This is a genomic window from Bradyrhizobium sp. Leaf396, from assembly GCF_001424605.1.
Lineage (GTDB): Bacteria > Pseudomonadota > Alphaproteobacteria > Rhizobiales > Xanthobacteraceae > Bradyrhizobium > Bradyrhizobium japonicum_C.
On the sequence record NZ_LMQJ01000012.1, the window covers coordinates 114,789 to 141,090 of the forward strand.

Here is a 26,302-nt window from a genome sequence, read left to right on the forward strand (position 1 = left end):
ATGATCGTCATGTGCTCACGCTGATTCGAAACGGCCTGAGGAACGGTCCGGTAACTGCTTTCGTTTCAGCTTGTAGCGGAACTCACGCGGAGAGGGATCATGTACAACGATTCTCTATTCAACGCTTTCGCTCGGTCGTTCGAGGCGAGAAGCCAGCACGACATGTCGATGGCGGAATATCTGGAATCGTGTCGAAGCGATCCCATGAAATACGCGAACGCGGCCGAACGACTGCTAGCGGCGATCGGTGAGCCTCAGACGATTGACACGGCCAAGGACCCACGCCTTGGCCGTATTTTTTTGAACCGCACGATCCGCACCTATCCGGCCTTCGCCGGCTTCTACGGCATGGAAGAAACCATCGAGCGCATCGTCGGTTTCTTCCGCCACGCCGCGCAAGGCCTGGAGGAGCGCAAGCAGATTCTTTATCTGCTCGGCCCGGTCGGCGGCGGCAAATCCTCGCTCGCCGAGCGGCTGAAGTCGCTGATGGAAGTGCATCCGATCTACGTGCTCAAGGCCGGCGACGAACTCTCGCCCGTGTTCGAGAGCCCGCTCAGCCTGTTCGATCCCGATCAGCTCGGCCCGATGCTGGAGGAGAAGTACGGCATTCCGCGCCGCCGTCTCACCGGCTTGATGAGCCCGTGGTGCTACAAGCGGCTCGAGGCCTTCGGCGGCGACATCTCCCAGTTCCGCGTTGCAAAGATCCAGCCGTCGCGGCTGCGTCAGGTCGCAATCGCCAAGACCGAGCCCGGTGACGAGAACAACCAGGACATCTCGTCGCTGGTGGGCAAGGTCGACATCCGCAAGCTCGAGACTTACGCCCAGAACGATCCCGACGCCTACAGCTATTCCGGCGGCCTCAACCGCGCCAACCAGGGCGTGCTCGAGTTCGTCGAAATGTTCAAGGCGCCGATCAAGATGCTGCATCCGCTGCTGACGGCGACGCAGGAAGGCAACTACATCGGCACCGAGAACATCGGCGCGATTCCCTTTACCGGCGTGATCCTGGCGCACTCCAACGAAGCGGAGTGGGCGAGCTTCAAGGCCAACAAGAACAACGAAGCTTTCATCGACCGCATCTGCGTCATCAAGGTGCCTTACTGCCTCAGGGTCACCGAGGAGCAGAAGATCTACGAGAAGCTGATTCAGGGCTCCGAGCTCGCGGCGGCTCCGTGCGCGCCGTCGACGCTGGAGACGCTGGCGCGGTTCTCGGTGATGTCGCGCCTGCGCAAGCACGAGAACTCCACCCTGTTCGCCAAGATGCGGGTCTACGACGGCGAGAGCCTGAAGGAATCCGATCCGAAGGCGCGCAGCGTCCAGGAATATCGGGACGCCGCCGGCGTCGACGAGGGCATGGACGGCGTTTCGACCCGCTTTGCCTTCAAGATCCTGGCTGCGACCTTCAACCACGATCCGCAGGAGGTCGCGGCCGACGCCGTGCACCTGATGTACGCGCTGGAGCAGGCGATCCGCCGCGAGCAGCTGCCGGAGGAGACCGAGAAACGCTATCTCGAATTCATCAAGGCCGAGCTGGCGCCGCGCTATGCCGAGTTCATCGGCAACGAGATCCAGAAGGCCTATCTGGAATCCTACTCGGACTACGGTCAGAACCTGTTCGATCGCTACGTCGACTATGCCGACGCCTGGATCGAGGACCAGGACTTCAAGGATCCCGACACCGGCCAGCTGCTCGATCGCGAGCTTTTGAACCAGGAGCTGACCAAAATCGAGAAGCCGGCGGGCATTGCCAACCCCAAGGACTTCCGCAACGAGGTCGTCAAATTCTCGTTACGGTCGCGCGCCCAGAACGGCGGCAAGAATCCGACCTGGACCTCCTACGAGAAGATTCGCGATGTGATCGAAAAGCGGATATTCTCCCAGGTGGAGGACCTGCTTCCGGTCATCTCCTTCGGGTCGAAGAAGGACGGCGAGACGGAGAAGAAGCATGGCGAGTTCGTCGCACGCATGGTGGAGCGCGGCTACACCGAGCGCCAGGTTCGCCGGCTCGTCGAATGGTACATGCGCGTGAAGCAGGCCGGCTGAGACGGATGGGAGGCGAATGGTAAAGTGCCCATTCACATCATTGACAGGCGCCTGAATCCGGGCGGCAAGAGTCTTGAGAACCGCCAGCGGTTCTTGCGTCGGGCCAAGTCCCTGGTGCAGGGCGCCGTCAAGAAGACCTCGCAGGAACGCGACATCAAGGATGTCCTGGAGGGTGGTGAGGTCACGATCCCGCTCGACGGCATGCATGAGCCGCGCTTTCGCCGTGAGGGCGGAACGCGGGACATGGTCCTGCCCGGCAACAAGAAGTTCATCGAAGGCGACTATCTCCAGCGTTCGGGACAGGGCAGCGCCAAGAGTTCCGGCCCAGGCGAGGGCGACAGCGAGGACGCCTTTCGTTTCGTGCTGAGTCGTGACGAGTTCGTCGATCTCTTCCTCGACGATCTCGAGCTGCCCGATCTCGCCAAGCGCAAGATCGCGCAGACCGAGAGCGAGGGCATCCAGCGTGCCGGCTACACGACCTCAGGCTCGCCCGCCAACATCTCGGTGAGCCGGACGGTGAAGCTAGCGCTTGCCCGCCGCATCGCGCTCAAGCGTCCCCGCAAGGAGGAGATCGAGGAGCTGGAAGCCGCGATCGCCGCTTGCGAGGACGAGGACGAGCGCACCGAGCTGGTGGCTCAGCTCGAAAGACTCAAGGCGAAGTCCAGGCGCATTCCCTTCATCGATCCGCTCGACATCCGCTACCGTCGTTTCGAGACGGTGCCGAGGCCCGTCGCACAGGCCGTGATGTTCTGTCTGATGGACGTGTCCGGCTCGATGTCCGAGCACATGAAGGACCTGGCGAAACGCTTCTACATGCTGCTCTACGTGTTCCTGAAGCGGCGCTACAAGCATGTCGAGATCGTCTTCATCCGCCATACCGACCGCGCGGAGGAGGTGGACGAGCAGACCTTCTTCTACGGTCCGGCCTCGGGCGGCACGCTGGTCTCCAGCGCGCTGCAGGCGATGCACGAGATCGTGCGCGAGCGCTTCAATCCGTCGGACTGGAATATCTACGCCGCGCAGGCTTCGGACGGCGACAATTCCTATTCCGACGGCGAGCTCACCGGCATGCTGCTGACCGACAAGATCCTGCCGGTCTGCCAGTTCTTCGCCTATCTCGAGGTCGGAGAATCCGGCGGCAGCGCCTTCGATCTCTCCGATTCCTCGCTGTGGTCGCTTTACGAGCGCCTGCGCAACAGCGGCGCACCGCTCTCGATGCGCAAGGTCTCCGAACGCAGCGAGATCTTTCCGGTGTTCCACGATCTGTTCCAGCGCCGCGAAACTGCTCAGGAGAAAGCCGCTCCATGACGGAACGTTTGTTCGAAGGCGCCGATTGGGACTTCCACACCTTGCAGCGCATCACGGATGCCTGCGAGGAGGTGGCGTTGAAGGATCTCGGGCTCGACGTCTATCCGAACCAGATCGAGGTCATCACGGCCGAGCAGATGCTGGACGCATACTCGTCGGTCGGCATGCCCTTGTTCTACAAGCACTGGTCGTTCGGCAAGCATTTCGCGTTTCACGAGGCGTCCTACCGCAAGGGCCTGATGGGGCTCGCCTATGAGATCGTGATCAATTCCTCGCCCTGCATCTCCTACCTCATGGAGGAGAACACGGCGACGATGCAGACGCTGGTGATCGCGCATGCCGCCTTCGGCCACAATCATTTCTTCAAGAACAATTATCTGTTCAAGCAGTGGACGGATGCCGACGGCATCCTGGATTATCTCGACTTCGCCAAGAACTACGTCATGCAGTGCGAGGAGCGCTACGGCCGCATCGAGGTCGAGCGCACGCTCGATGCCGCGCATGCGCTGATGTCGCACGGCATCGACCGTTATCCCGGCAAGAAGAAGCTCGATCTGCGGGCCGAGGAGAAGCGGGCAGGGCGCCGCCGCCAGCACGAGGAGGAGGTCTTCAACGATCTCTGGCGCACGGTGCCCAAGGGCGCGGCCAAGAGCCGGTCCACCCTGAGCATCGAACGCCGCCGCAAGCTGCTCGGCCTGCCGCAGGAGAATCTGCTCTATTTCCTGGAGAAGAGCGCGCCGCGGCTGGCGCCCTGGCAGCGCGAGCTGCTCCGCATCGTCCGCCACATCGCGCAATATTTCTACCCGCAGAGCCAGACCAAGGTGATGAACGAGGGGACGGCGACCTACGTCCACTATCGCATCATGACCAAGCTGCACGAGCAGGGCCGCATCACCGACGGCAACTTCCTCGAATTCCTGGGATCGCACACCAACGTGGTGTTCCAGCCCGAATTCGACGATCCCCGCTTCTCCGGCTTCAACCCCTACGCACTGGGCTTTGCCGTGATGCAGGACATCGAGCGCATCGTCACCAATCCCGAGGACGAGGACCGCGAGTGGTTCCCCGACATCGCCGGCAAGAACGACGTCATGGGCGTGCTGCGCGACGTCTGGGCCAATTACCGCGACGAGAGCTTCATCGGGCAGTTCCTGAGCCCGAAGCTGATGCGGCATTTCCGCATGTTCCATCTGCATGACGATCCCGAGGAGCGCGCCGGAATCCGCGTCGATGCCATCCACGACGAGCGCGGTTTCCGCCGGGTGCGGCGCGAACTGGCGCGGCAGCACGATGTCGGCTACATCGATGCCAATATCGAGGTGGTCGACGTCGATCTCTCCGGCGACCGCCGGCTGATCCTGCATCACCACGTCATCAAGGGCGCGCAGCTCAACGAAACGGACGCCAAGCGGGTGCTCCAGCATCTCGCCGATCTCTGGACCTACGACGTCGCGCTGATCGAGGTCGATGCCAACGACAAGGTCCTGCGCGAATACGTCGTCAGCCCGCGCCCGATCCCGGCCGCGGTGGCTTGAGGCCGCTGACCTTGAACAATACGGTGAGATGCACGTCCGCGCGCCCTCTCCCCTTGCGGGAGGGGGCAGCGATGTCGGTTAGCACAAGCTCGCTCGGGTGAGGGGTACGTCTCCGCGCATTCTCGTGTCGAGAGAGACCTCTCATCCGGCGCTTCGCACCACCTTCTCCCGCAAGGGGAGTCCCACAAGGGGAGAAGCAGGGAGTGTGCGGCCGCTTGGCGGCTGTTCTAGACAGCTCGCTTCTTCCCCGGCTTCTTCTTCGATCCATTCAAGTCCACCGCCGCGCGGATCAGCGCCTTCAGCGCCTCCTCGTTGATCTTCCCGCCCTCGCGAATGTCGATCGCGCGCCGCACATTGCCGTCGAGGCTGGCATTGAACAGACCAGCCGGATCCTCCAGCGCCGCGCCCTTGGCAAAGGTCAGCTTCACCACGTCCTTGTAAGTCTCGCCGGTGCAGATGATGCCGTCGTGCTCCCAGACGGGAACGCCGCGCCATTTCCACTCCTCGATGATGTCGGGATCAGCCTGCTTGATCAGGCCGCGGACCCGCCCCAGCATCTCGCCGCGCCAGTCGCCGAGCTCCTTGATCCTGCCGTCGATCAGCTTGGAGGGGGAGGCCTGCTTCGTGTCCTTCGTGCGTGCCTTCTTCAACGTCACAGCCATTTTCATTCTCGCCTCGTTCACGCGTTGCTGCGGCGAAGATAGGGCAGCGCGAACAGATAGAGCCCGGTCGCGAGCAAGGGAATGAGTGGAACGAGCGCCAGGAAGCCAATCCATGCGGCTTGGACCTGCATGGTCATCGCCACGATGTTGGCGATGACCGCGATGGTGAAAGCCATCGACAGCCAGCGATGAATCTGCCGGATCCACATCTGCGTGCTCATTGGGTCGTCCCTTGGAAAAATTGATTGGAAGTGCGCCGGCTGTGCTAGCCCGCCCGCGCCAGCACGTCGTCCAACCTGGCGAAAAACTGCTTCCAGCCGGCATGCGCGCCGCCAAAAGCCTGCTTCTGCGTCGGTCTGAAGCCCGACTGCTCGACGCGCAGATGCGTGCCAGCGCTGGTCGGCGTCAGCGTGAAGGTCACGACGCTCTTCAGGTCGAACGCCGCGTCCTCATGCGAGAAATTCCAGGTGTAAGCCAGCGTCTTCTGCGGCTCGATGGTGAGCACCTCGCAATCCAGCACGCCGCCCCATTCGCCGCGCAGATTGAAGCGGTGGCCGACGACCGGCTTGAAGTCGTTCTTCATCAGCCATTCCTCGATCAAATGCGGCTGCGTCAGCGCACGCCAGAGCCGCTCCACCGGCGCCGCAAATTCGCGCTCGACGATGACGGAGCGCGTCTCAGGTTCGTTCATTGGTCCATCCTCTTCAGGAGATCGTCGAGCGCGTCGAGCCTCTTCTGCCAGAACCCAGCCATCTGGCTGGTCCAGTCGATCAGCGGGTTGAGCGCACCCGGCCGCGCGCTGTAATGGGTCTGGCGTCCTTCGTGGCGGTCGCGCACGAGCCCGGCCTGCTTCAAGGCGCCGAGATGCTTCGACACCGCCGGCTGCGAGACGCCTGATCGCATCGTCAGCGCCCCGACCGTCTGCTCGCCCTCGCGGCACAGCCGCTCGAAGATCGCCCGCCGCGTAGGATCGGCGAGGGTCCTGAACAGGAGGTCGGGGTCGGCGGCCATGTGGAATCCATAACCAAGGAGTTATGGATTAATTCATAACCGTGGAGTTATGGATGAGTCAAGTACGACGGGAGGCTGCGGCGACGCCATACTCCCCTGTCATTGCGAGCCAACGGTTCGCGCGAAGTGCGGCCCGATGACAGGCTCCGCGAAGCAATCCAGAATCTTTCCGCGGAGGCTGTCTGGATTTCTTCGTCGCAAGGGCTCCTCGCAATGACGCGGAAAGGGCTGCGCCAGCCATCGCCGTGCCGGCCTACGGCCGCAGATACAGATATCCTTGCGACTGCAACTCGGCCAACCGGACCACGCCGCCGCTCTCCGCGTTGACGAAGCCCGGCAGGAGATCCGCCAGTGTGACGTTCTGCGCCTTCATCGTGTTGCCGCAGGCGGCGAGCTCGATGCCGCCCTTGGAGAACTCGCCGACGCGCTTGCTGACGTCGGGGTTGGCCTGCATGGCGTGAAAGGCCTTCAGCGCCGGGCCGTGGATCACCAGCGCGATCGTCACATGCTCGGGGCCGCCGACGCCGTCGATATGGTTCTGGATGTTGCCGAGCACGAAATTGACCTTCTCGGCGTCGCTGAGATGATATGCCACCTTCAGCTTGCTCGGTGCAGCCTGGGCCGCGGCCTTCGCGCTGGATGCTCCGAACGCCGCACCCAGAGCTGACACGGCGCTCCACAAAATGTTCCGGCGGTTCATGGCGGTCTCCTCCGACTAAGCCCTGATGTGCCACAGGCATATCACTTGTGGCGCAGCGCTGCGAGCTCCTTGCGGTCGGTCACGAGTGAGGCGCACTCGCTGTTGTCGGTGCGATCGAGACGAAAGATCTTGTCGTCGGCACCGGCCGTCAGCGAATGCTCGGCATCGTCGTCCGGCTTGTTGTTCTGCCAGACCCGCACCCGCTCCAGCCGGACGATCGCGGACTTGTCGTCCTTGGACAGCGCGACGCCGATGCCGCCGCCGTCGCAGTCGACACCGCAGCCCAGGCGCACCTCGCCCCCGCTCGCAGTGAACACGACGTGATTACAGGAGCCGCTGGAGTCGAAATCGCCGCTCCGATGACGGTACCGGAACCCGAGGCGGAAGGAGCTGTGCAGCTCCTTGTCCTCTGCGTCGACCTCCGCCGAGATCAGCAGCTTCATCGCGGCGACCCTCTGCTTGGGGTGCCGCGCCAGGTGGTCGGCATCGTAGCGGCGGACGAAGCAAGCATAGGCCTTGTTGCCGGGCGGGCCGGCATACATCCGCACATTGAAGGTCTCGGCTTCAGCCTTTGTGGTCTCCCGAATTTCAGTCTCATCGGCGTGAGCGACGCCGGTCAAAGCAGCGAAAGCAAGAACAGCAACGAGGGAGAGCTTCATGACGGGCTCGGGGTGACAATCTACTGCAGCACAACAGGACTGCTGTCGTTTAGACGCCGGCACGCTGCACCGCGTTCAACCTTTGCACGTCACTCGTGCGAGCCGGTGCAGGGAAGCGGCCACGGTCGTTGGCGTCCTTAGTCAACTCCACGATCAAGAAGGTTCAAAAGGATGTCGCGCCTTGTCTCCTTGGAACCGACGCCGACGGTCGCAGCGACATTGTCTCGGCTCGTCGATGTGATAGCCTTCACAGACGGCTGCCTGTGGCAGCCGTAAGCTGGGGCTGCCTTGCAAGTTTGTGGAGTCCCCCGCATGGGCGAAATTCGCAACTTCAGATCCGAAAACCAGGATGAGCCGCCGCCGCACAGCGGAGTGCCTCGTCGACTCGCCGCCATCATCGTCGGTGACATCGCCTCCTACAGCCGGCTGATGCAGGCTGACGAGGAGGGCACGCATATTCGCGTCAAGCGTATCGAGCGAGATCTCATCCAGCCCAGCATCATCGAACATCACGGAAGTTTGGTGAAGACGACTGGCGACGGCTTCATCGCCATCTTCGACAGTCCTGTGGAGGCCGTTCGATGCAGCATCGTCATCCAGCAAAATCTCGTCGGCCGCAACGCGTCGGTTCCCAAGCATTCCCGGCTCGAGTACCGGATTGGCGTCAATCTCGGCGATGTGATCGTGGAGCCAGACGACATCTATGGTGACGGCGTCAACATCGCCACGCGTATCGAGGGCATCGCGGAACCGGGACAGGTCTACATCTCCGGCGCCATCTATGAGCAGATCAAGCACAAGATCGTGTGCGGCTATGAGTCGCTCGGCGACCGCAAGGTCAAGAACATCACTGATCCGGTGCGCGTCTATCGCGTGCTACCGGACGCGGACGCCGTCGGCAAAACAAGAAGCCGCCGCGAGACTGCGCTGATCTTCTTGCTTGCCATCACAATGCTGACGATGGCCACCGGCGTGCTCTGGTACTTGCTGGCGCAGCCCAGCAGGATGGGCGAGCAGGCTGCCGCGCCGCCCACCGCTCCGGTCGCGTCACCGATTGCTCAAGCCTCGCCGAGCGAAGCGGCCACGCAGATGTCGCAAGCGTCTCCGTCACTGGCCTCGTCGCCTCCGCCGCCGGTCCCGACTCCCAGCCCATCGGCAACGCCGCTTCGCGAGCCCGAGATGATCGCCATTCGCGGCGGCAGCTTCGCGATGGGAAGCAACGATGATCCGACCGAGCGCCCTGTCCACCAGGTCACGATCAAGCCGTTCTCGATCGGAAAATATCCGGTGACGGTGCAGGAGTGGAATGAATGCGCCGCCGCCAAGGCGTGCGGATTCACGGCCAGCGGCAAGGACGATGCCCCGGTCAGCAATGTGAGCTGGATCGACGCGAAGCAATATGTTGACTGGCTGGCGCAGGCAACGAAGAAGCCCTACCGGCTGCCGAGTGAAGCCGAATGGGAATATGCGGCACGCGGCGGGACACAGACGAAGTATTGGTGGGGTGACAAGCTCCAGCCGGGCATGGCCGGCTGCAAGGATTGCGGTGAACTTGCGGCCGAGCAGCCGGCCAAGGTCGGCAGTTTCAAGCCCAATCCGTTCGGGCTTTACGACATGGGCGGCGGCATCGATCAGTGGGTCGCAGACTGCTGGCACCGGACCTATCAGGGCGCGCCCAGCGACGGCTCGGCTTGGACCAGCGCGGACTGCAGCGCTCATGTCCTGCGGTCGGGCTCCTGGAAGAACGATTCGGGATATGTGCGGCCGTCGAACCGCGGTGGATACGACGCGGGTGTTCGTTACCCCACGCACGGCTTCCGCATCGCGCTCAGTCCGTAAGACTGGAGTCAATCTGATGAAAGTCACTTCCTGTATCGCGCTGGCAGCGGCAATTGCCTTGCTCCCAGGCACGGCCTGCTCGCAAGGCAAATCCGCGCCCAAGGACGCCAAGCTCTATTTCATCACGCCGTATGACGGCCAGAAGGTCCGTGGTGGATTTTGGGTCCGGTTCGGCCTGCGCAACATGGGCGTGACGCATGCCGGCGACGATTACCACAATGCGGGTCATCATCATCTGTTGATCGATGTGAAAGACCCCATCGATGTCAAGGAGCCGATTCCGCAGGACAAGTCCCATCTGCATTTCGGGGCAGGACAGACCGAAACGTTTCTCGAGCTTTCTCCGGGCACGCACACCCTGCAACTGGTGCTTGGTGATGCCAAGCACTATCCGTTCGAACCACCCGTCGTGTCGGACAAGATCAAGATACGCGTCAGGCCGGCGGTATCGGCGCGGAGCCGATGATCACCGCAGGCTGGCGTTGATCTTGTCCAGCACCGCCGAGCCCGGGCACAGCGAGTCCGCCTCCAGGCTGTTGAGCGGCGTCTCGACCGTGTTGAGATGCTCGTGCATGTCTTCCGCGTCGGGGTCGACATAGAGCAGGCCAGTGACGATCTGGCCCTTGGCGGCGTGCTTCTGCAGGAAGGTCATGGCCCCGAGCCGATCATGCGGATCGTAGTCCGCGTCGATCTTGCGCAGCGCAATCTTGCTGCCGTCATGCTGCTCGACCACCTGCACCGTGCCCGGCGCATAGTCCACCGCGATCGGATCGCGGCCGACCAGCACGTCGAGCCGGTTCACGGCGTCATTGTGCTCGCGGACATAGTCGAAGCTCTTGGTCGAGCCGGCATGGTTGTTGAAGGCGATGCAGGGGCTGATGACGTCGATGAAGGAAGCGCCCTTGTGCCGGATCGCGGCCGCGATCAGCGGCACCAGCTGGGTCTTGTCGCCGGAGAAGGAGCGCGCGACGAAGGTGGCGCCGAGTTGCAGCGCGATGGCGACGAGGTCGATGGCGTTATCGGTGTTGGTCACGCCCTTCTTGCTCTTGGAGCCGCGGTCGGCGGTCGCGGAGAACTGGCCCTTGGTCAAGCCATAGACGCCGTTGTTCTCGACGATATAGGTCATGTTCACGCCGCGCCTGATCGAGTGCGCAAACTGGCCGAAGCCGATCGAGGCGGAATCGCCGTCGCCGGAAACGCCGAGATAGATCAGGTCGCGGTTGGCGAGGTTGGCGCCGGTCAGCACGCTGGGCATGCGGCCATGCACGGAGTTGAAGCCGTGCGAATTGCCGAGGAAGTAATCCGGCGTCTTCGACGAGCAACCGATGCCGGAGATCTTCGCCACCCGATGCGGCTCTATCGAGAGTTCGTAGCAGGCCTCGATGATCGAGGCCGTGATCGAATCGTGGCCGCAGCCCGCGCACAACGTCGAGATCTTGCCCTCGTAGTCGCGGTGGGTGTAGCCGAGCGCGTTCTTCTTGAGGCCCGGATGATGGAATTTCGGCTTTGCAATGTAGGTCATGCGAGCACCTGAAATGTCCGCTGCTTCATGGCCGGCCTTGACCCGGCCGTCCACGTCTTTGCGGCGACGACGAAGCGCGTGGATGCCGGGGCATAGGCGAGCGGAAGCGACGCCGTTCTTCGAACGGCTATGCCCGGGCATGACGAAAGAGAGAGCAGGATGTTGGTCATGACACGGCCTTGCGGAGCGGGGTCACCTTGAGGTGATCCTGATGGTCGCCAATGGCCTTGGCGATGAAGCGGGCGGTGATCGGCGTGCCATCGTAGTGCACGATCGGCACGAGGCGGACGGGGTCTATGCCGTTCTCGTTGACGATGAGCTGGCGCAGCTGGCTGTCGCGGTTCTGCTCGACCACATAGACGAAGTCGTGCTCGGCGAGGAAGCTCGCCACGCTCGAATGGAACGGGAATGCGCGGATGCGCAGGCGGTCGAGTTGATGCCCGCGCGCTTCGAGCAATCCGATCGCCTCGTCCATCGCCGGCGAGGTCGAGCCGAAATAGATCACGCCGTACTTGGTCGGCCGCTCCGCATTGGCCTGCAGCGGTCTTGGCACCAGGTCCTGCGCAGTCTCGAACTTGCGCACGAGGCGCTGCATGTTGTCGGCGTAGACCGAACCTTCCTCGGAATAGCGTGCATAGCGATCGCGTGACGTGCCGCGGGTGAAGTAGGAGCCCTTGGTCGGATGCGTGCCGGGATAGGTGCGGTAGGGGATGCCGTCGCCATCGACGTCGAGATAGCGGCCGAAGTCCCGGCCCTCATCCAGCATTTCCGCGGTCATCACCTTGCCGCGGTCATACTGCTTGGAATCGTCCCATTTCAGCGGACGGCAGAGCCGGTGGTTCATGCCGATGTCGAGGTCGAGCATCAGGAAGATCGTGGTCTGGAGCCGCTCGGCGAGGTCGAACGCGGCCGCCGCGAACTCGAAAGCTTCGGCGGGATCTTCCGGGAACAGCAGCACATGCTTGGTGTCGCCGTGCGAAGCATAGGCGCAGGCGATGATGTCGCATTGCTGGGTGCGGGTCGGCATGCCCGTCGAGGGGCCGGCACGCTGGATGTTCATGATCACGGCCGGGATCTCGGCGAAGTATGAAAGGCCGATGAACTCGGTCATCAGCGAGATGCCGGGGCCGGAGGTCGCCGTAAAGGCGCGGGCGCCGTTCCAGGACGCGCCGATCACGATGCCGATCGAGGCAAGCTCGTCCTCGCCCTGCACGATCGCGTATTTCGCCTTCCCCGTCTCCGGATCGTGCCGGTATTTCTTGCAGTGGGCGGTGAAGGCCTCGGCCACCGATGAGGACGGCGTGATCGGGTACCACGCGCACACGGTGGCGCCGCCATAGACGGCGCCGAGCGCGGCGGCGCTGTTGCCTTCGATGAAGATACGGTCGCCGACCTTGTCGGATTTCTTCACCCGCAGCCCGATCGGGCATTTCAGGTTCGAGAGCGCCCAGTCGCGGCCGAGATGCAGCGCGTGGACGTTGGAGGAGAGCAGTTTCTCCTTACCCTTGTACTGCTCGCCGATCAGCTGCTCGATCAGCTTGGGATCCATGTCGAGCAGCGCACTGAGCGCGCCGAGATAGATGATGTTCTTGAACAGCTGGCGCTGGCGCGGATCGGTATAGGTCGAGTTGGTGATGGCGGTCAGCGGCACGCCGATCACATTGATGTCGTCGCGGAACTTGGTCGACGGCATCGGCTTGGTGGAATCGTAGAACAGGTAGCCGCCCGGCTCGATGCCGGCGACGTCCTTGTCCCAGGTCTGCGGATTCATCGCCACCATCATGTCGACGCCGCCGCGGGCGCCGAGATGGCCGTCTTCCGTCACCCGCACCTCGTACCAGGTCGGCAGGCCCTGGATGTTGGAGGGGAAGATGTTGCGCGGGGACACCGGCACGCCATGGCGCAGGATCGCGCGCGCGAACATCTCGTTGGCGCTGGCCGAACCCGAGCCGTTGACGTTGGCGAAGCGGACGACGAAGTCGTTTACGCTGCTGATCGGCTTTTTGTCGGACATGTCGAACCTGCGTGGGTCATCTCGATGAAATATTTCTGCATGTCCCAGGCGCCGGTGGGACAACGCTCGGCGCATAGCCCGCAATGCAGGCAGACGTCCTCGTCCTTGACCATCACGCGCCCGGTCTTGAGGTCGCTGGACACGTAGAGATCCTGATCGGGATGCAGCGAAGGCGCCTTCAGGCGCTGGCGCAGATCGCTCTCCTCGCCGTTGGCCGTAAAGGTGATGCAATCCATCGGACAGATGTCGGCGCAGGCGTCGCATTCGATGCAGAGCGAGGTCGAGAAAACGGTCTGCACGTCGCAGTTCAGGCAGCGATGCGCCTCGCCGAGAGCCAGCTTGACGTCATAGCCGAGCTCGACCTCGGCGCGGATGTCCTTCAGCGCGACAACCTTGTCGCGGTGCGGCACCTTGTAGCGCTTGTCGACGGAGATGTCGTTGTCATAGCTCCATTCGTGGATGCCCATCTTCTGCGACGAGATTTGCACGTCGGGGAGCGGGCGCTCGTCGATGGCCTCGCCGGAGAGCATCTTGTGGATCGACAGCGCGGCGTCATGGCCGTGCGCAACCGCCCAGATGATGTTCTTCGGGCCGAACGCAGCGTCGCCGCCAAAGAAGACTCTGGGATTGGTGGAAGCGAAGGTCTTCGGGTCGACCTTGGGCATGTGCCATTTGTCGAACTCGATGCCGCAATCCTGCTCGATCCAGGGGAAGGCGTTCTCCTGGCCGACCGCGACCAGCACGTCGTCGCAGGCGATGGTCTGATCGGGCTCGCCTGAAGGAACGAGATTGCGCCGCCCCTTGGCGTCGTATTCGGCCTTCACCTTCTGGAAGGTGACGCCGGTGAGCTTGCCGCCTTCGTGCACGAAGGCGACCGGAACCATGAAGTTGAGGATCGGGATGTCCTCGTGGATCGCGTCCTCCTTCTCCCAAGGCGAGGCCTTCATCTCCTCGAACCCGGAGCGCACGATCACCTTGACCTCTTCGCCGCCAAGCCGGCGCGCGGTGCGGCAGCAATCCATTGCGGTGTTGCCGCCGCCGAGCACGATCACGCGCTTGCCGATCTTGTCGGTGTGGCCGAACGAGACCGAGGCCAGCCACTCGATGCCGATATGGATGTTGCTCGCTGCCTCTTTCCGCCCGGGAATGTCGAGCTCGCGGCCGCGCGGCGCGCCGGAACCGACGAAGATCGCGTCGTACTTTTCCGCGAGCAGCGCCTTCATGCTCTCGATGCGATGGCCGCCCTTGAAGTCGACGCCGAGACCCAGGATATAGCCGGTCTCCTCGTCGATAACGGAATTCGGCAGGCGGAATTTCGGGATCTGCGTCCGCATCATGCCGCCGGCTTCCGGATCGGCATCGAACACGGTGCAGTGATAGCCGAGGGGGGCGAGATCGCGCGCCACCGTCAGCGAGGCCGGGCCGCCTCCCACCAGCGCGACGCGCTTGCCGTTCTTGGGTGCCGGGCGCGGCAGGCGTTGCCTGATGTCGTCCTTGAAGTCCGCGGCGACGCGCTTGAGGCGGCAGATCGCCACCGGGGTCTCCTCGACGCGTCCGCGACGACACGCGGGCTCGCAGGGGCGGTCGCAGGTGCGTCCCAGGATTCCGGGAAACACGTTCGATTTCCAATTGATCATGTAGGCGTCGCTGTAGCGGCCTTGGGCGATCAGTCGGATGTATTCGGGGACGGGGGTGTGCGCAGGACAGGCCCATTGGCAGTCGACCACTTTGTGAAAGTAGTCGGGGGCCGCAATATCGGTCGGTTTCATTCCTACCCTGTCCGCGCAGGCTCAAAGACCCCGCGGCCTTTTTTGTTTGAGCTTGGCGGGCGCTTAACGCGTCTCGATCTGGTTTCTGAATGACGTCATCGGGTTAGCTTATTAGAACCGTTCCGAAGTACAACGGCAAATTTGCGTAGCTTCCCTCTTTCATGGGAGCTACGCGCGCACAGCATTAACGCCCGCATGCGATGCGCGTGCGCTGCAGCATCACACTGCGCTCCATCCGCTCATTGCGAGGAGCCCTTGCGACGAAGCAATCCAGAATGTCACCGCGGCCGCAGTCTGGACTGCTCGCCGAGCCTGTCATCAGGCCGCGCGGCAATATGTCAGCCGTGCGCGATATCGCTCTTCGCGAGATCCCACATCAGGCAGTACGTGCCGACGGAGACGGGAGGCGGGAAGGGGGCCGCCGCAGGACCGGTGAAGCGCTCGGCGATGACGGCGGAGACCGCGCCGACATGCGTGCCGTCGATCAGCACGAACCAGTCGCGTGCGCCTTCGTTACGCGTCGCCGGGATTCCCGCTGTCGCACCCGACAGTTCGGGCTCGCTTTCCAGCAGATGCATCGAGATGATGCCGTCATGCGCTTCGGGCCTCAGCTTGTCTTGCAGCGCGTCCCGCCACGCTCCGGCATTGTCAGGCGTCGGCCGCAGCCGCACCAGGCCGAGCACAGCCCCGCGCCCGGTGCCCTTGCTGATGGTGATGCGGGCGACAACGCGCAGCATGTCCCTGAAACGCGCCATGGTCTGCCGCGACCAGTCGGTCGGGTTCGCCAGCCGCGCCCGGTAGGCGGGGCTGTCGAGCACGTCGAGCGTCGCGGTCGAGTACAACGACAGATATTTGGGATTGGCGGCATGCGCGACATAGCGCCGCGCCTCCAGGAATCCGTCGATCGCGACACGCTCTTCCAGATGCTCGCGATCGTACCAGCGGTTGAAATCGGCTTCGTCTGAAACGTCGATGTTCATCGACGTCAGCAGCATGCCCTTTCCGGCGAGCGGCATTCTTCTTGTCCTCTCATCGCCCGATCTTCGACGCGAGGTCCGCGATCGACTTCATGACGGCGTCCCTCACGCCGGCATCATAGAGCGAATGTCCGGCTGCTTCCACGAGGCGAAGCTCGGAACCGGGCCATACTTTCGTCAATGCCTGCGATGTCTCGGGCGGGCACAACAAGTCATAGCGACCCTGGACAATGATGCCGGGAATGCCGGCGAGCCGTCCCGCATTGCGCAACAGCTGGTCCTCGGTCATGAAGCTGTCGTTGACGAAATAATGCGCCTCCATGAACGGCGTCGCCGGCAGCGTGCGCCAGACACTGAGCGATGCAAGGTCCAGCCGGGTCCTGGCGGGCTTGTGCTCTGACAGCGTGCGCTCGGTGTCGTGCCAGGCGCGCGCGGCAGGTCCGTGCACGGCCGGATCGGCATCGAGGATGCGGCGCCAATAGGCGCCGACCGGTCGATCGCGTTCTTCCCCAGGCAGCACACCGAGAAAGTCCTCGTGCAGCGCGGGATAGAACTGCGCCAGGCGCGAGGTGAAGGCCGTCTCCACCTCGGCCCGCGTGCCGAGAAAGGTCGCGCGCAGCGCGATGCCGGAGACGCGCTCGGGATGTGCTTCTGCGTAGGCCAGCGCCAGCGTCGCGCCCCAGGAGCCGCCGACCACCATCCAGCGGTCGAAATCGAACTTCTCGCGGATCTTCTCCATATCGGCGATCAGATGCGCCGTGGTGTTGTGCTCGCGCGACCCCTTTGGCCTGCTGCGGCCGCAGCCGCGCTGGTCGAACAAGACGGCGCAGAACCGGTCCGGATCGAACAGCCGGCGATGGTCCGGCTGGCAGCCGGAGCCGGGCCCGCCATGCAGATAGACCGCAGGGATTCCGTCGGCACGGCCGACGCTCTCGACATGCAGCTCATGGCCGTCGCCGACGTCGAGCATGTCGGAGGTCAGCGGCGCAAAGGGATCGGCACGTTTGACGGAAGTGGCCGCGTCGGCGTCAGGTCCCATTCTCGGATTCCAGGGTGCCGCCGGCGAAGTTGCGGTAGATGAAGCGGCTCGTCTCGCCCTCGGCCTCGGCCTCCGCCTGCTTGAAGATGGTCTCGTGCAGCGGCGACAGAGCGCAGGCGGGATCGGTGTTGGCGGCATCGCCGGTCAGCGCGAAGGCCTGGCAGCGGCAGCCGCCGAAATCGATCTCGCGGAACTCGCAACTCTTGCACGGCTCCTTCATCCAGCCGGTGCCGCGATAGCGGTTGAAGGCCTCCGAGTTCTGCCAGATCCAGGCGATCGAATGGTTGGAGCGCACGGATTCGAATTCGAGCCCGGTGATGCTCTCGGCGGCGTGACAGGGCAGCACCTTGCCGGCGGGCGAGATGTTGAAGAACTGCCGGCCCCAGCCGCCCATGCACTTCTTCGGCCGCAGCGCGTAATAGTCGGGCACGACGTAGTCGATCGTCAGCCGGCCCTTCAGCCGCTCGCGCGCCTCCTCGACGATTTCAGTGCATTCGTCCAGCTGCGCCACGGTCGGCATCAGGGCGGCGCGGTTCTTCAGCGCCCAGCCGTAATATTGCACGTTGGCGACCTCGAGCCGGTCGGCGTCGAGATCCAGCGACATCTGGATCATGTCGGGGAGCTGGTGCAGGTTCTGCCGGTGCATCACCGCGTTCACGGTGAGCGGCAGATCGAGCTCGCGAGTCCACCTTGCGACCTCGAGCTTCTTGCGGTGCCCGCCCTTGTAGCCGCCGACGCGATCAGCGAGGCCTTCCTCGATGCCCTGGAAAGAGATCTGCACATGGCAGAGCCCGGCGTCGGCGAGATCGCTGAGCTTCTCGCGCGTCAACAGCACCGCCGAGGTGATGAGGTTGGTGTAGAGGCCGACGTCACTCGCATGCTTGACCAGCTCGACGAGGTCCTTGCGCGCGGTCGGCTCGCCGCCGGAGAAATGCACCTGCAGCACGCCGATCTCGGCGAGCTCGCTCAGCACCTTCTTCCATTCCTCGGTGGTCAGCTCCTTCGCCGAGCGGTCGAGCTCGACCGGGTTGGAGCAATAGGGACATTGCAGCGGGCAGCGATGGGTGATCTCGAGCAGCACCGCGAGCGGAATGCCGAAGCTCTCCGCTGTCGAGCGCTGCTTCTCCAGCACCGCGAGGCTGTCGCTGGGCGGGATGGTCACGTCGCTCATGACGTCTTCTCCCTGATCTCGGTGAGAAAGCCCTTGTCGGCGAGATCCTGCAGCATGGCAATGACATCAGCGAGGATCGCCTCGCGTGGCGCGGCGTATTTCGCCGCGAGTTGATCGGCGACGTCGCCGACATTGCGCTCGCCGTTGCAGAGCTGCAGAACCTCGACTGCGATCTCGTCGGGGGCCAGCACCCGTTCCGGCGCCAGGATCACCCAGACTTTCCGCGTCTCGTCATATTTCAGCTTGGCATGCCGCGGCAGCACGGGGCGGCTCGCCTCGCTGACGCTGATGTGACGCGGCCCGGCCATTGCTCTTGTCCTCAACTCGCTTTGGGCACGAACGCGCCCGGCGGAATGTGGCCCTCGACATAGGCATGCTGGAGCGCATCGAGCTGCACCCACAAGACGTTGGTCTTGAAGATCAGCGCGTTGCACACAAGCGCGCGTTGCTCCGGCGTCGTGGCATGCGTCTTGACGTAGTCGAGCGCGAAATTGGCATCGCGCGGGGCCTGCGTCAGGCGCCGCTTGAAATAGCTCATGATGTCGGGATTGACGAAGTCGTAATGCTCCAGCATGCCCGCGATGCGCTCTTCATGCAGGTTGGGCGCGAACAGCTCGGTGAGCGAGGAGGCGATCGCCTCCAGCGGGCTCTTCTCGCGGCAGTAATGGACATAGGCCTCTACTGCGAACCGAGTCGCGGGCAAGATGCCTTCGGTCGATTCCACGTAAGCCGTATCGAGCCCGAGCCCTTCGGTCAGCTTGATCCAGCGCTCGATGCCGCCTTCGCTGCCGACGTCGCCGTCATGGTCCTCGATGCGGTGGCGCCATTCCAGGCGCTTGGCGCGGTCGCGGAAGCGCGAGATCACCACCGCGTCCTTGATCGGGATGGTGCTCTGGTAATAGTAGCGGTTCAGCGCCCAGGCCTGCACCTGGCCCTTGTTCAGCTTGCCGCCGTGCAGGAGCTTATGGAACGGATGCAGGCTGTGATAGCGCGTCGCGCCGATATGCCGCAGCGCCGCCTCCAGCTCCTCGGCCGAGCCGAGCCTGATGTCCTTGCCGATCGAGAGCGCGGTCATTCCAGTCAGTGATGCGGCAATCACAGCACGATCTCCGTTCCGTCGGCGGGTATCTGCCAGCCCGCCTCTTCAGTGGCTTTCCGCTCGGGTGACGCGGGCAGCAGCGCCGGGTTCGAGTTGTTGATATGCAGAAATATCTTCCGGTCGATAGCAAGGTCGGCAAGCCGCGCGATGGCGCCGCCCTCGCCGGACATGGCGACGTGGCCCATGCTCTTTCCGGTCTTGTGGCCGAGGCCGGCCCGGATCATCTCGTCGTCGCGCCAGACCGTGCCGTCGAAGAACACCAGCGCGGCGCCGTCGATCTCGGCCTTGAGCGCGTCGGTCACCTCGGCGCAGGCCGCAATGAAGTAGAAGCACTTGCCGGTCGCCTTGTCGGTGATCTTGAGCCCCAGCGTATCGCCATCGCCGTTCTCGCCGCCCGGATGCGTCTTGCCTTCCAGATACCAGGCCGACTTGCCCGGCACCGCGAAGGCCATCACCTCCAGCCCCGAGCGTGCGCCATCGGTGAGGCGCGGCTCGAAGGGCTCGCGGATAGAGATCGGCTGTCGCCGCACGTGCTTCTCGTTCAGCACGTTGAAGATGCTGTTGCTGGCAAGGATCGCCAGCGCTTTCTCATGCGCATAGATGGTGAAGGGCGAGCTCTCGCGCATCGAGAGCAGGCCCGCCACCGCATCCACTTCGCTGTTGGTCAGGATCACGCCTGCAATCGGCGTGTGACGCAGCGCGCCCGCCCTGGGGTGCAGCTGCGGCGTTGCATTCAATTGCTGACGGAGATCGGGCGAGGCGTTGATCAGGAACCAGTGCTCGCCGTCGCCGCTGAAGGCGACCGAGGCTTGCGTACGGTGCAGCTCATGCCCGCCGCTGCGGGCCGCACGGCAGCCGTCGCAACCGCAATTCCACTGGGGAACTCCGCCGCCGGCTGCAGCGCCCAGGACGACGACGCGAAGCATGATCCGTCTCCTGGAGGGAACATGCGCGGTGGATCTCAGGCCGACGCAAATGCCGACACAGATTGTGTCTTTCGGAAACGCGTCGTGACTGAAAGATCCACCGGCGCAGAACGCGAAATCGCAAACCGCTTACTTGCGGGTTGCGCTCACATACATGTTGATTTCCATGCCACAGGGCACTTCGACGATCTTCGGGGCTTTCCATGCCATTTCGGCTCTCCATCTTTGCGAATTCGGACGTGTCCGCCCACGGGTTAAAGTAATGCGGGCTGAGAAGTTCGCCAGTGAAATTTTCCCGGACGTCGCTAGTCCATCTGCTGAATTGCTGCACTGCAAGAGAGCGTATTGCGGCCGTAAAGGTAAGCGACGACATTCCTAAAACCCAGATGGGTCGTGATCCCTGTCGGGATAAACGAGTTGTGAGTATAGAACGGCTTTCAATCGGCGACAGGCGACCCCATTGGACCAGGCATGCCCAGATATTTCTTCAACACCCGTATCGGCGACGAACTGATCGTGGATCCTGAAGGCGAGGACCTGCGCAACCCCGATCGCGCCTGGGAGGTCGCCCGCCAGATGATCCTGGAGGTGGTGAAGTCGGAGGGCACCCAGCGGGCCCTGCTCGAGGCGGTGATCGAGGTGACGGACGCTGAAGGCGAGATCGTGCTCGAGTTTCCCTTCACCGAGGCCCTGCTGGACCTGCCGGACCAGTCAGCGACGAGGCATTAGCTGCGGCCGAGGGCCGGGTTAGGGGGCGCGCAGCTCCCTCCATCGTCATTGCGAGGAGCCCTTGCGACGAAGCAATCCAGACCGCCTCCGCGGCGGCAGTTTCGATTGCTTCGCGGAGCCTGTCATCGGGCCGCGCTTCGAAGCAACGACGGAGGTACCCCCGCGAAATCCGCATGACTTTGCCGTGTTCCCGGCGCTAAAAGGACGCCGATCACACGGAGCAAGCCATGCAAGATCTCTGGCGCCTGTCAGCCGCCGACCTCGCCGCCCTCGTCAAATCCAAAAAGGTGTCCGCCAGGGAGGCCGCGCAGGCTGGCCTTGCCCGGCTCGATGCCGTCAATCCCAAACTCAATGCGGTGATCGATCACCGGCCGGAGGACGTGCTCAAGCAGGCCGATGGCGTCGATGCCGCCATCGCGCGGGGCGAGGACCCCGGTGTGCTTGCCGGCGTGCCCGTCACCATAAAGGCCAATGTCGATCAGGAAGGCTTCGCCACCACCAACGGCCTCAAACTGCAGCGCGACGTGATCGCGCGCGAGGACAATCCGGTGGTCGCCAACTTCCGCAAAGCCGGCGCCATTCTCCTCGGCCGCACCAATTGCCCGGCCTTCTCCTACCGCTGGTTCACCACCAATCTGATCCACGGCGACACCAAGAACCCCAGGGATGCCTCGCTGACGCCGGGCGGTTCCTCCGGCGGCGCCGGCTCCGCGGTCGCGGCCGGCATCGGCCACATTGCCCACGGCACCGACATCGCGGGTTCGATCCGCTATCCCGCCTATGCCTGCGGCGTGCACGGCCTGCGTCCCACGCTCGGCCGCATCCCTGCTTTCAATCCCGCGCTGCCGGAGCGCCCGATCGGCCCGCAGATCATGGCGGTGTCGGGCCCGCTGGCGCGCACGGTCAACGATTTGCGCATCTCGCTTGATGCGATGTCGGCCCGCGACATCCGCGATCCCTGGTTCGTGCCGGTGCCGCTGCAGGGCCCCGCTCGGGACAAGCGCGCCGCGCTCTGTCTCAATCCGGGCGGCCTTGCCACCACGCCGGAGGTGAAGGCCGCGGTGAGCGATGCCGGCAAGCGGCTCGAGCGGGCGGGCTGGACCGTCGACGTCATCGAGGACACGCCGCCGATGCGCGAGGCGGTCGAATGGCAGATCAAGCTCTGGCTCGGCGACGGCTACGAGGCGCAACTCGAGGCGGCCGAGCGCGAGGGCGATCCCGGCGCGCTGGCCTGTCTGCGCGGCAACCGCAGCAGGGTCACGCCGATGGATCAGGCAAATTACGCCAAGGCGCTGACGCGGCGAGCCACGCTGACCCGCGAATGGATGTTGTTCTTCGAGAAGTACGCCGTGCTGCTGACGCCGGTCTCGGGCGAATTGCCGTTCCCCGATCATCTTGACCGCAAGGACGACGAATCCTTCAAGCGGGTCTGGGAAGCGCAGCTGCCGCAGATCGCAATTCCCTTCATGGGTCTGCCCGGCCTCGTGGTCTCCACGGGCCTCGTCGGCAAGGCACCGGTCGGCGTGCACATCGTCTCCGGACGTTATCGCGAAGACCTTTGCCTGCTTGCCGGCGAAGCGATCGAGGCCGGCGGCGTGCCGCCGTCGCCGATCGATCCCGTGGACTAGCGATGACGGCCATCTACGACTTCAAGGCCAACTCGCTTGCCGGCGAGGAGATCGCCCTGCGCCGGTTCGAGGGACAGGTGCTCTTGATCGTCAACACGGCGAGCAAATGCGGCTTCACGCCGCAATATCGCGGCCTTGAGGATCTTCATCGCGATCTCTCCCCGCGCGGCTTCTCGGTGCTCGGCTTTCCCTGCAACCAGTTCGGCGCGCAGGAACCGGGACCGGCGAGCGAGATCCAGGAGTTCTGTTCGACCCACTACGAGGTCACCTTTCCCCTCTTCGAGAAGATCGACGTCAACGGGCCGAAGGCGCATCCTCTGTACGAATACCTCAAACGCCAGCAATCAGGGCTTCTCGGCGCCTCCATCAAATGGAATTTCACCAAATTCCTGGTGGACCGTGCCGGGAAGGTGGTCGCGCGCTACGCGCCGACCGCACGGCCCGAAGGATTGCGGCAGCAAATCGAAACACTGTTGTGAGCGAGACAATCATGAGCGACGAATTTCCCGACCGCCTGTCGGTCGATCCGAACAGCCCCTACTACAACGCCGACATTCTGGCGCGCGACGTTGGCATCCGCTTCAAGGGCATCGAGAAGACCAATGTCGAGGAATACTGCATCAGCGAAGGGTGGGTCCGCGTCACCGCTGGGAACGCCAAGGACCGGCACGGCAATCCGCTGACCATCAAGGTGCACGGCCCGGTCGAGCCGTACTTCCGGGACAAGAAGTAGTTCCTGAGCGCGCACGGGCTCTCTCCGCGTCATTGCGAGGAGCGCTTGCGACGAAGCGATCCAGACTGTCTCCGAGGATGCATTCCTGGATTGCTTTGCTCCGTTCGCAATGACGAACACAACCGCCGAAAGCTCATCCCATGTCCGTCCGCATCGTCGACGTCCGCGAGATCACCAAGCCGATCTCCTCGCCGATCCGCAACGCCTATATCGATTTCAGCAAGATGACGACAAGCCTCGTTGCCGTCGTCACCGACGTCGTGCGCGACGGCAGGCGCGTCGTCGGCTACGGCTTCAATTCCAACGGCCGCTACGGACAGGGCGGCCTGATCCGCGAGCGCTTTGCTTCGCGCATTCTCGAAGCCGATCCGAAGTCGTTGCTCGATGAAGCCGGCGGCAACCTCGACCCCGACAAGGTCTGGGCCGCGATGATGACCAACGAGAAGCCGGGCGGTCACGGCGAGCGCTCGGTCGCCGTCGGCACGATCGACATGGCCGTGTGGGATGCAGTGGCGAAGATCGCGGGCAAGCCGCTGTTCCGCCTGCTCGCCGAACGTCACGGCGTGACCGCCGATCCGCGCGTCTTCGTCTACGCGGCCGGCGGCTACTACTATCCCGGCAAGGGCCTGTCGATGCTGCGCGGCGAGATGCGCGGCTATCTCGACCGTGGCTATAACGTCGTGAAGATGAAGATCGGCGGCGCGCCGATCGAGGAAGACCGCAAGCGGATCGAGGCCGTGCTGGAAGAGATCGGCAAGGACGCGCAGCTCGCCGTCGATGCCAACGGCCGCTTCGACCTGGAGACGGCGATCGCCTACGCCAAGATGCTGCGGGACTATCCGCTGTTCTGGTACGAGGAGGCCGGCGATCCCCTCGACTACGCGCTGCAGGCCGCGCTCGCCGAATTCTATCCGCGCCCGATGGCGACAGGCGAGAACCTGTTCAGCCACCAGGACGCCCGCAATCTGATCCGCTACGGCGGCATGCGCCCCGATCGCGACTGGCTGCAATTCGACTGCGCGCTGTCCTATGGCCTGTGCGAATACCTGCGCACGCTGGAAGTGCTGAAGACTCACGGCTGGTCCCCCAGCCGCTGCATTCCCCACGGCGGCCACCAGATGTCGCTCAACATCGCTGCCGGCCTCGGGCTCGGGGGCAACGAAAGCTATCCCGACCTGTTTCAGCCCTATGGCGGCTTCCCCGACGGCGTCCGCGTCGAGAACGGCCACATCACCATGCCCGACCTTCCAGGCATCGGCTTCGAAGGCAAGTCCGATCTCTACAAGGAGATGAAGGCGCTGGCGGAGTAGCCCGCCTGCTGCCACACCCTCCGTCATTGGCGAGCGTAGCTAAGCAATCCAGAATCTTTCGTCGGCGACGGCCTGGATTGCTTCGTCGCGCTCCTTGCAATGATGGGAGAGAGCAGAGCGCTGCTACGACAACCGCATATCCAGCAGCCTTCGTCCTTCGCTCTTCAGCAGCTTCTTTACCGCGCTCGATGCCACGACCTCGCCGTCATTGGCATAGGCCTCGTGGTTCTTCTCGATATCGTCGAGACGGTAGAGATAGTTGACCATGACGCCGGCGGATTCGCGCACGCCCTTCGGCGAGAGGTCCCCCAGCCAGTTGATGCGCTCCAGCCGCGCGCCGTTTCCGAGGTGGAAGCGGGCGACGGAATCGATCAGCTTGCCCTTCGACGTGCGCGCCTTGAGGAAATAGTGCGCAGCCAGCGGCTCTATCACGCTGCGGAGCAGGGCCGTTGTCTCGGGGCTTTCGAACCATCTGGGATCCTCCAGACGCTTCAGCACCTCGCGGTCCTCGTCCGACAGCGGCAAATCCTTGTCCTGCTTGATCCATGCCATGAAGCCGGGCACAGGCGACAGCGTCACGAAAGTGTCGAGCTTCGGCAATTCGCGGCGCAGCTCTTCCACCACCTGCTTGATCAGGAAGCTGCCGAAGGAGATGCCGCCGAGGCCGCGCTGGGTGTTGGAGATCGAATAGAACACGGCGGTGCGCGCGCGTTCGATCGGCAGATGCTGGCGGTCCACCGCGAGCAGGGGCTGGATCGCGCCGGGGATGGTTTCGGTCAGCGCCACCTCGACGAAGATCAGGGGCTCGTCGACCATCGCGGGGTGGAAGAAGGCGTAGCAGCGGCGGTCGACCGGATCGATGCGGCGGCGCAGGTCGTCCCAGTCGCTGATCTCGTGCACGGCTTCGTAACGGATGATCTTTTCGAGGATGTTGGCCGGGGTCGACCAGTCGATCCTGCGCAGCACGAGAAACCCCCTGTTGAACCACGAAGAGAGAAGATGCGAGACGTCGCGATCGAGCGCGGCGAGATCGGTGTGCCCGTTCATCATGCCGAGCAGATCGGCGCGCATGTTGACGAGATCGCCGGTGCCACCCGGGGCGCGATTCAGGCGGCGGATCAGTTCCTGCCGCCGCGGCTCGGAGGCGAAGTGCAGTGCGCTCGCGTCCTCGTCGCTCGGCTTGGCGCGCCATGTCTCGATTGCCTTGGACAGGCGCTCCCGATCGGGACCGAAATCGCGAACCAATCCCTCGAAGAAGGCGCGGCGCCCCGCCGCATCCAGCTCCCGGTAGATGTCCAGCACCTCGCGCGCCATCGCGGTGCCGGAAGCTTCGCCCCGGCCGGACAGCAGCGCATCGCAGAGCTCGAGCAGTCCGTCGGCATCTCGTCTGGTGTCGGCGGAATCACCGCGGCGAAGCAGCGTGCGGCCGCGCTCGGAGATGGTGGCAAGCAGATCGGAGAAGAAGGCGTTGGCCATCTGGGCTTTCGTGTCAGGTTTGTGCAATGCGGGAGTTTACACAAGATTTGGGTGGAAGCCGATCACAATCAAGCGTCATTTTGATGATGTGGTACGTCTCGTCAGCCTCTTCGTCATGGCCGGGCCATCCATCCTAGTTGGAAAGTTTTTGC

Annotated in this window: 27 protein-coding genes; 10 read left to right on the plus strand and 17 right to left on the minus strand. The window is 63.6% G+C overall.

Annotated features, from left to right (window positions below):
• Window positions 1–99 precede the first annotated feature (99 nt).
• From ASG57_RS13580 to ASG57_RS13590, 3 genes are read left to right on the plus strand one after another with little or no spacing between them, the layout of a single operon-like run.
• On the plus strand, window positions 100–2,043 hold the full coding sequence (locus tag ASG57_RS13580; RefSeq protein ID WP_024339414.1) for a PrkA family serine protein kinase: 1,944 nt from the start codon (window positions 100–102) through the stop codon (window positions 2,041–2,043).
• A 30-nt stretch (window positions 2,044–2,073) separates the two neighbouring features.
• Window positions 2,074–3,351 (plus strand): YeaH/YhbH family protein, encoded by a 1,278-nt coding sequence (locus ASG57_RS13585; protein ID WP_024339415.1) that lies wholly within the window; start codon window positions 2,074–2,076, stop codon window positions 3,349–3,351.
• Complete coding sequence (locus tag ASG57_RS13590; RefSeq protein WP_057196518.1) at window positions 3,348–4,886, plus strand: SpoVR family protein; 1,539 nt, start codon at window positions 3,348–3,350, stop codon at window positions 4,884–4,886. The genes ASG57_RS13585 and ASG57_RS13590 overlap by 4 nt, the downstream gene beginning before the upstream one ends.
• 227 nt (window positions 4,887–5,113) lie before the next feature.
• On the opposite strand, the gene ASG57_RS13595 is transcribed toward ASG57_RS13590, so the two are convergent.
• The 6 genes from ASG57_RS13595 to ASG57_RS13620 all read right to left on the minus strand — a co-directional run bounded on the left by ASG57_RS13595 (window position 5,114) and on the right by ASG57_RS13620 (window position 7,918).
• Entirely contained in the window at window positions 5,114–5,554 is a 441-nt protein-coding gene (locus ASG57_RS13595; protein ID WP_057196519.1) for a DUF1801 domain-containing protein, read from the minus strand.
• Window positions 5,555–5,565: 11 nt separating this feature from the next.
• Window positions 5,566–5,769 (minus strand): hypothetical protein, encoded by a 204-nt coding sequence (locus ASG57_RS13600; RefSeq protein WP_024339418.1) that lies wholly within the window; start codon window positions 5,767–5,769, stop codon window positions 5,566–5,568.
• 44 nt (window positions 5,770–5,813) lie between these two features.
• The gene (locus tag ASG57_RS13605; protein WP_024339419.1) at window positions 5,814–6,239 is read right to left on the minus strand and encodes an SRPBCC family protein; all 426 of its coding nucleotides are present in this window, start codon (window positions 6,237–6,239) and stop codon (window positions 5,814–5,816) included.
• Window positions 6,236–6,559, minus strand: a complete 324-nt coding sequence (locus ASG57_RS13610) for an ArsR/SmtB family transcription factor (protein ID WP_057196520.1) — start codon at window positions 6,557–6,559, stop codon at window positions 6,236–6,238. The genes ASG57_RS13605 and ASG57_RS13610 overlap by 4 nt, the downstream gene beginning before the upstream one ends.
• A gap of 253 nt (window positions 6,560–6,812) precedes the next feature.
• On the minus strand, window positions 6,813–7,259 hold the full coding sequence (locus tag ASG57_RS13615; protein ID WP_024339421.1) for a DsrE family protein: 447 nt from the start codon (window positions 7,257–7,259) through the stop codon (window positions 6,813–6,815).
• A gap of 41 nt (window positions 7,260–7,300) precedes the next feature.
• Window positions 7,301–7,918 (minus strand): hypothetical protein, encoded by a 618-nt coding sequence (locus tag ASG57_RS13620; protein ID WP_057196521.1) that lies wholly within the window; start codon window positions 7,916–7,918, stop codon window positions 7,301–7,303.
• A gap of 312 nt (window positions 7,919–8,230) precedes the next feature.
• On the opposite strand from ASG57_RS13620, the gene ASG57_RS13625 reads away from it, so the two are divergent.
• Both ASG57_RS13625 and ASG57_RS13630 read left to right on the plus strand, forming a co-directional pair.
• Window positions 8,231–9,757: an SUMF1/EgtB/PvdO family nonheme iron enzyme gene (locus tag ASG57_RS13625; protein WP_057196522.1), complete on the plus strand. Its 1,527-nt coding sequence runs from the start codon at window positions 8,231–8,233 to the stop codon at window positions 9,755–9,757.
• A gap of 16 nt (window positions 9,758–9,773) precedes the next feature.
• Window positions 9,774–10,223 carry a DUF4399 domain-containing protein gene (locus ASG57_RS13630; protein WP_057196523.1) on the plus strand — a complete coding sequence of 150 codons (450 nt, stop codon included), beginning with the start codon at window positions 9,774–9,776 and terminating at the stop codon, window positions 10,221–10,223.
• Here the strand turns inward: ASG57_RS13630 and ASG57_RS13635 are convergent, their stop codons facing one another.
• The 10 genes from ASG57_RS13635 to pqqA all read right to left on the minus strand — a co-directional run bounded on the left by ASG57_RS13635 (window position 10,224) and on the right by pqqA (window position 20,484).
• A complete protein-coding gene (locus ASG57_RS13635) occupies window positions 10,224–11,279 on the minus strand; it encodes a 2-oxoacid:ferredoxin oxidoreductase subunit beta (protein ID WP_024339425.1) in 1,056 nt (351 codons plus the stop codon).
• 166 nt (window positions 11,280–11,445) lie between these two features.
• Window positions 11,446–13,293 carry a 2-oxoacid:acceptor oxidoreductase subunit alpha gene (locus tag ASG57_RS13640; RefSeq protein ID WP_024339426.1) on the minus strand — a complete coding sequence of 616 codons (1,848 nt, stop codon included), beginning with the start codon at window positions 13,291–13,293 and terminating at the stop codon, window positions 11,446–11,448.
• Window positions 13,263–15,062 (minus strand): FAD-dependent oxidoreductase, encoded by a 1,800-nt coding sequence (locus tag ASG57_RS13645; protein WP_024339427.1) that lies wholly within the window; start codon window positions 15,060–15,062, stop codon window positions 13,263–13,265. Before ASG57_RS13645 ends, ASG57_RS13640 begins: the two co-directional genes overlap by 31 nt.
• 338 nt (window positions 15,063–15,400) lie before the next feature.
• Window positions 15,401–16,078: a DUF4286 family protein gene (locus tag ASG57_RS13650; RefSeq protein WP_057196524.1), complete on the minus strand. Its 678-nt coding sequence runs from the start codon at window positions 16,076–16,078 to the stop codon at window positions 15,401–15,403.
• Window positions 16,079–16,091: 13 nt separating this feature from the next.
• The gene (gene pip, locus ASG57_RS13655; RefSeq protein WP_057196525.1) at window positions 16,092–17,078 is read right to left on the minus strand and encodes a prolyl aminopeptidase; all 987 of its coding nucleotides are present in this window, start codon (window positions 17,076–17,078) and stop codon (window positions 16,092–16,094) included.
• The gene (gene pqqE / locus ASG57_RS13660) at window positions 17,068–18,249 is read right to left on the minus strand and encodes a pyrroloquinoline quinone biosynthesis protein PqqE (protein WP_057196526.1); all 1,182 of its coding nucleotides are present in this window, start codon (window positions 18,247–18,249) and stop codon (window positions 17,068–17,070) included. Before pqqE ends, pip begins: the two co-directional genes overlap by 11 nt.
• Window positions 18,246–18,557: a pyrroloquinoline quinone biosynthesis peptide chaperone PqqD gene (pqqD, locus tag ASG57_RS13665; protein ID WP_024339431.1), complete on the minus strand. Its 312-nt coding sequence runs from the start codon at window positions 18,555–18,557 to the stop codon at window positions 18,246–18,248. Before pqqD ends, pqqE begins: the two co-directional genes overlap by 4 nt.
• Window positions 18,558–18,568: 11 nt before the next feature.
• Window positions 18,569–19,324, minus strand: a complete 756-nt coding sequence (gene pqqC, locus ASG57_RS13670) for a pyrroloquinoline-quinone synthase PqqC (protein ID WP_057196527.1) — start codon at window positions 19,322–19,324, stop codon at window positions 18,569–18,571.
• A gap of 20 nt (window positions 19,325–19,344) precedes the next feature.
• Complete coding sequence (pqqB, locus tag ASG57_RS13675; RefSeq protein WP_057196528.1) at window positions 19,345–20,274, minus strand: pyrroloquinoline quinone biosynthesis protein PqqB; 930 nt, start codon at window positions 20,272–20,274, stop codon at window positions 19,345–19,347.
• A 129-nt stretch (window positions 20,275–20,403) separates the two neighbouring features.
• Window positions 20,404–20,484, minus strand: coding sequence for a pyrroloquinoline quinone precursor peptide PqqA (pqqA, locus tag ASG57_RS13680; protein ID WP_007595659.1), 81 nt, complete (start codon window positions 20,482–20,484; stop codon window positions 20,404–20,406).
• 261 nt (window positions 20,485–20,745) lie between these two features.
• Between pqqA and ASG57_RS13685 the strand changes: the two genes are divergently transcribed.
• The 5 genes from ASG57_RS13685 to tarD all read left to right on the plus strand — a co-directional run bounded on the left by ASG57_RS13685 (window position 20,746) and on the right by tarD (window position 24,674).
• Window positions 20,746–21,003, plus strand: coding sequence for a DUF6894 family protein (locus tag ASG57_RS13685; RefSeq protein WP_024339434.1), 258 nt, complete (start codon window positions 20,746–20,748; stop codon window positions 21,001–21,003).
• Window positions 21,004–21,230: 227 nt separating this feature from the next.
• On the plus strand, window positions 21,231–22,631 hold the full coding sequence (locus ASG57_RS13690) for an amidase family protein (RefSeq protein WP_024339435.1): 1,401 nt from the start codon (window positions 21,231–21,233) through the stop codon (window positions 22,629–22,631).
• Window positions 22,632–22,633: 2 nt separating this feature from the next.
• Window positions 22,634–23,110 carry a glutathione peroxidase gene (locus ASG57_RS13695; RefSeq protein WP_024339436.1) on the plus strand — a complete coding sequence of 159 codons (477 nt, stop codon included), beginning with the start codon at window positions 22,634–22,636 and terminating at the stop codon, window positions 23,108–23,110.
• A gap of 11 nt (window positions 23,111–23,121) precedes the next feature.
• A complete protein-coding gene (locus tag ASG57_RS13700; RefSeq protein ID WP_029674077.1) occupies window positions 23,122–23,364 on the plus strand; it encodes a DUF3297 family protein in 243 nt (80 codons plus the stop codon).
• Window positions 23,365–23,504: 140 nt separating this feature from the next.
• Window positions 23,505–24,674: a D(-)-tartrate dehydratase gene (gene tarD / locus ASG57_RS13705; protein WP_024339437.1), complete on the plus strand. Its 1,170-nt coding sequence runs from the start codon at window positions 23,505–23,507 to the stop codon at window positions 24,672–24,674.
• Between the two features lie 123 nt (window positions 24,675–24,797).
• On the opposite strand, the gene ASG57_RS13710 is transcribed toward tarD, so the two are convergent.
• Complete coding sequence (locus tag ASG57_RS13710; protein ID WP_057196529.1) at window positions 24,798–26,150, minus strand: malonyl-CoA decarboxylase; 1,353 nt, start codon at window positions 26,148–26,150, stop codon at window positions 24,798–24,800.
• Between the last annotated feature and the right edge of the window lie 152 nt (window positions 26,151–26,302).

Coding starts and splice junctions, on each gene's coding strand:
- ASG57_RS13600 (WP_024339418.1), bottom strand. CDS start 5,769: ATGAGCACGCAGATGTGGATCCGGCAGATTCATCGCTGGCTGTCGATG.
- ASG57_RS13625 (WP_057196522.1), top strand. CDS start 8,231: ATGGGCGAAATTCGCAACTTCAGATCCGAAAACCAGGATGAGCCGCCG.
- ASG57_RS13650 (WP_057196524.1), bottom strand. CDS start 16,078: ATGCCGCTCGCCGGAAAGGGCATGCTGCTGACGTCGATGAACATCGAC.
- ASG57_RS13695 (WP_024339436.1), top strand. CDS start 22,634: ATGACGGCCATCTACGACTTCAAGGCCAACTCGCTTGCCGGCGAGGAG.
- pqqE (WP_057196526.1), bottom strand. CDS start 18,249: ATGAGCGACGTGACCATCCCGCCCAGCGACAGCCTCGCGGTGCTGGAG.
- pqqD (WP_024339431.1), bottom strand. CDS start 18,557: ATGGCCGGGCCGCGTCACATCAGCGTCAGCGAGGCGAGCCGCCCCGTG.
- ASG57_RS13595 (WP_057196519.1), bottom strand. CDS start 5,554: ATGAAAATGGCTGTGACGTTGAAGAAGGCACGCACGAAGGACACGAAG.
- pqqC (WP_057196527.1), bottom strand. CDS start 19,324: ATGACCGCGCTCTCGATCGGCAAGGACATCAGGCTCGGCTCGGCCGAG.
- ASG57_RS13605 (WP_024339419.1), bottom strand. CDS start 6,239: ATGAACGAACCTGAGACGCGCTCCGTCATCGTCGAGCGCGAATTTGCG.
- ASG57_RS13635 (WP_024339425.1), bottom strand. CDS start 11,279: ATGACCTACATTGCAAAGCCGAAATTCCATCATCCGGGCCTCAAGAAG.
- ASG57_RS13690 (WP_024339435.1), top strand. CDS start 21,231: ATGCAAGATCTCTGGCGCCTGTCAGCCGCCGACCTCGCCGCCCTCGTC.
- ASG57_RS13685 (WP_024339434.1), top strand. CDS start 20,746: ATGCCCAGATATTTCTTCAACACCCGTATCGGCGACGAACTGATCGTG.
- ASG57_RS13580 (WP_024339414.1), top strand. CDS start 100: ATGTACAACGATTCTCTATTCAACGCTTTCGCTCGGTCGTTCGAGGCG.
- tarD (WP_024339437.1), top strand. CDS start 23,505: ATGTCCGTCCGCATCGTCGACGTCCGCGAGATCACCAAGCCGATCTCC.
- ASG57_RS13620 (WP_057196521.1), bottom strand. CDS start 7,918: ATGAAGCTCTCCCTCGTTGCTGTTCTTGCTTTCGCTGCTTTGACCGGC.
- pqqB (WP_057196528.1), bottom strand. CDS start 20,274: ATGCTTCGCGTCGTCGTCCTGGGCGCTGCAGCCGGCGGCGGAGTTCCC.
- pqqA (WP_007595659.1), bottom strand. CDS start 20,484: ATGGCATGGAAAGCCCCGAAGATCGTCGAAGTGCCCTGTGGCATGGAA.
- ASG57_RS13710 (WP_057196529.1), bottom strand. CDS start 26,150: ATGGCCAACGCCTTCTTCTCCGATCTGCTTGCCACCATCTCCGAGCGC.
- ASG57_RS13615 (WP_024339421.1), bottom strand. CDS start 7,259: ATGAACCGCCGGAACATTTTGTGGAGCGCCGTGTCAGCTCTGGGTGCG.
- ASG57_RS13610 (WP_057196520.1), bottom strand. CDS start 6,559: ATGGCCGCCGACCCCGACCTCCTGTTCAGGACCCTCGCCGATCCTACG.
- ASG57_RS13590 (WP_057196518.1), top strand. CDS start 3,348: ATGACGGAACGTTTGTTCGAAGGCGCCGATTGGGACTTCCACACCTTG.
- ASG57_RS13645 (WP_024339427.1), bottom strand. CDS start 15,062: ATGAAACCGACCGATATTGCGGCCCCCGACTACTTTCACAAAGTGGTC.
- ASG57_RS13630 (WP_057196523.1), top strand. CDS start 9,774: ATGAAAGTCACTTCCTGTATCGCGCTGGCAGCGGCAATTGCCTTGCTC.
- ASG57_RS13640 (WP_024339426.1), bottom strand. CDS start 13,293: ATGTCCGACAAAAAGCCGATCAGCAGCGTAAACGACTTCGTCGTCCGC.
- pip (WP_057196525.1), bottom strand. CDS start 17,078: ATGGGACCTGACGCCGACGCGGCCACTTCCGTCAAACGTGCCGATCCC.
- ASG57_RS13700 (WP_029674077.1), top strand. CDS start 23,122: ATGAGCGACGAATTTCCCGACCGCCTGTCGGTCGATCCGAACAGCCCC.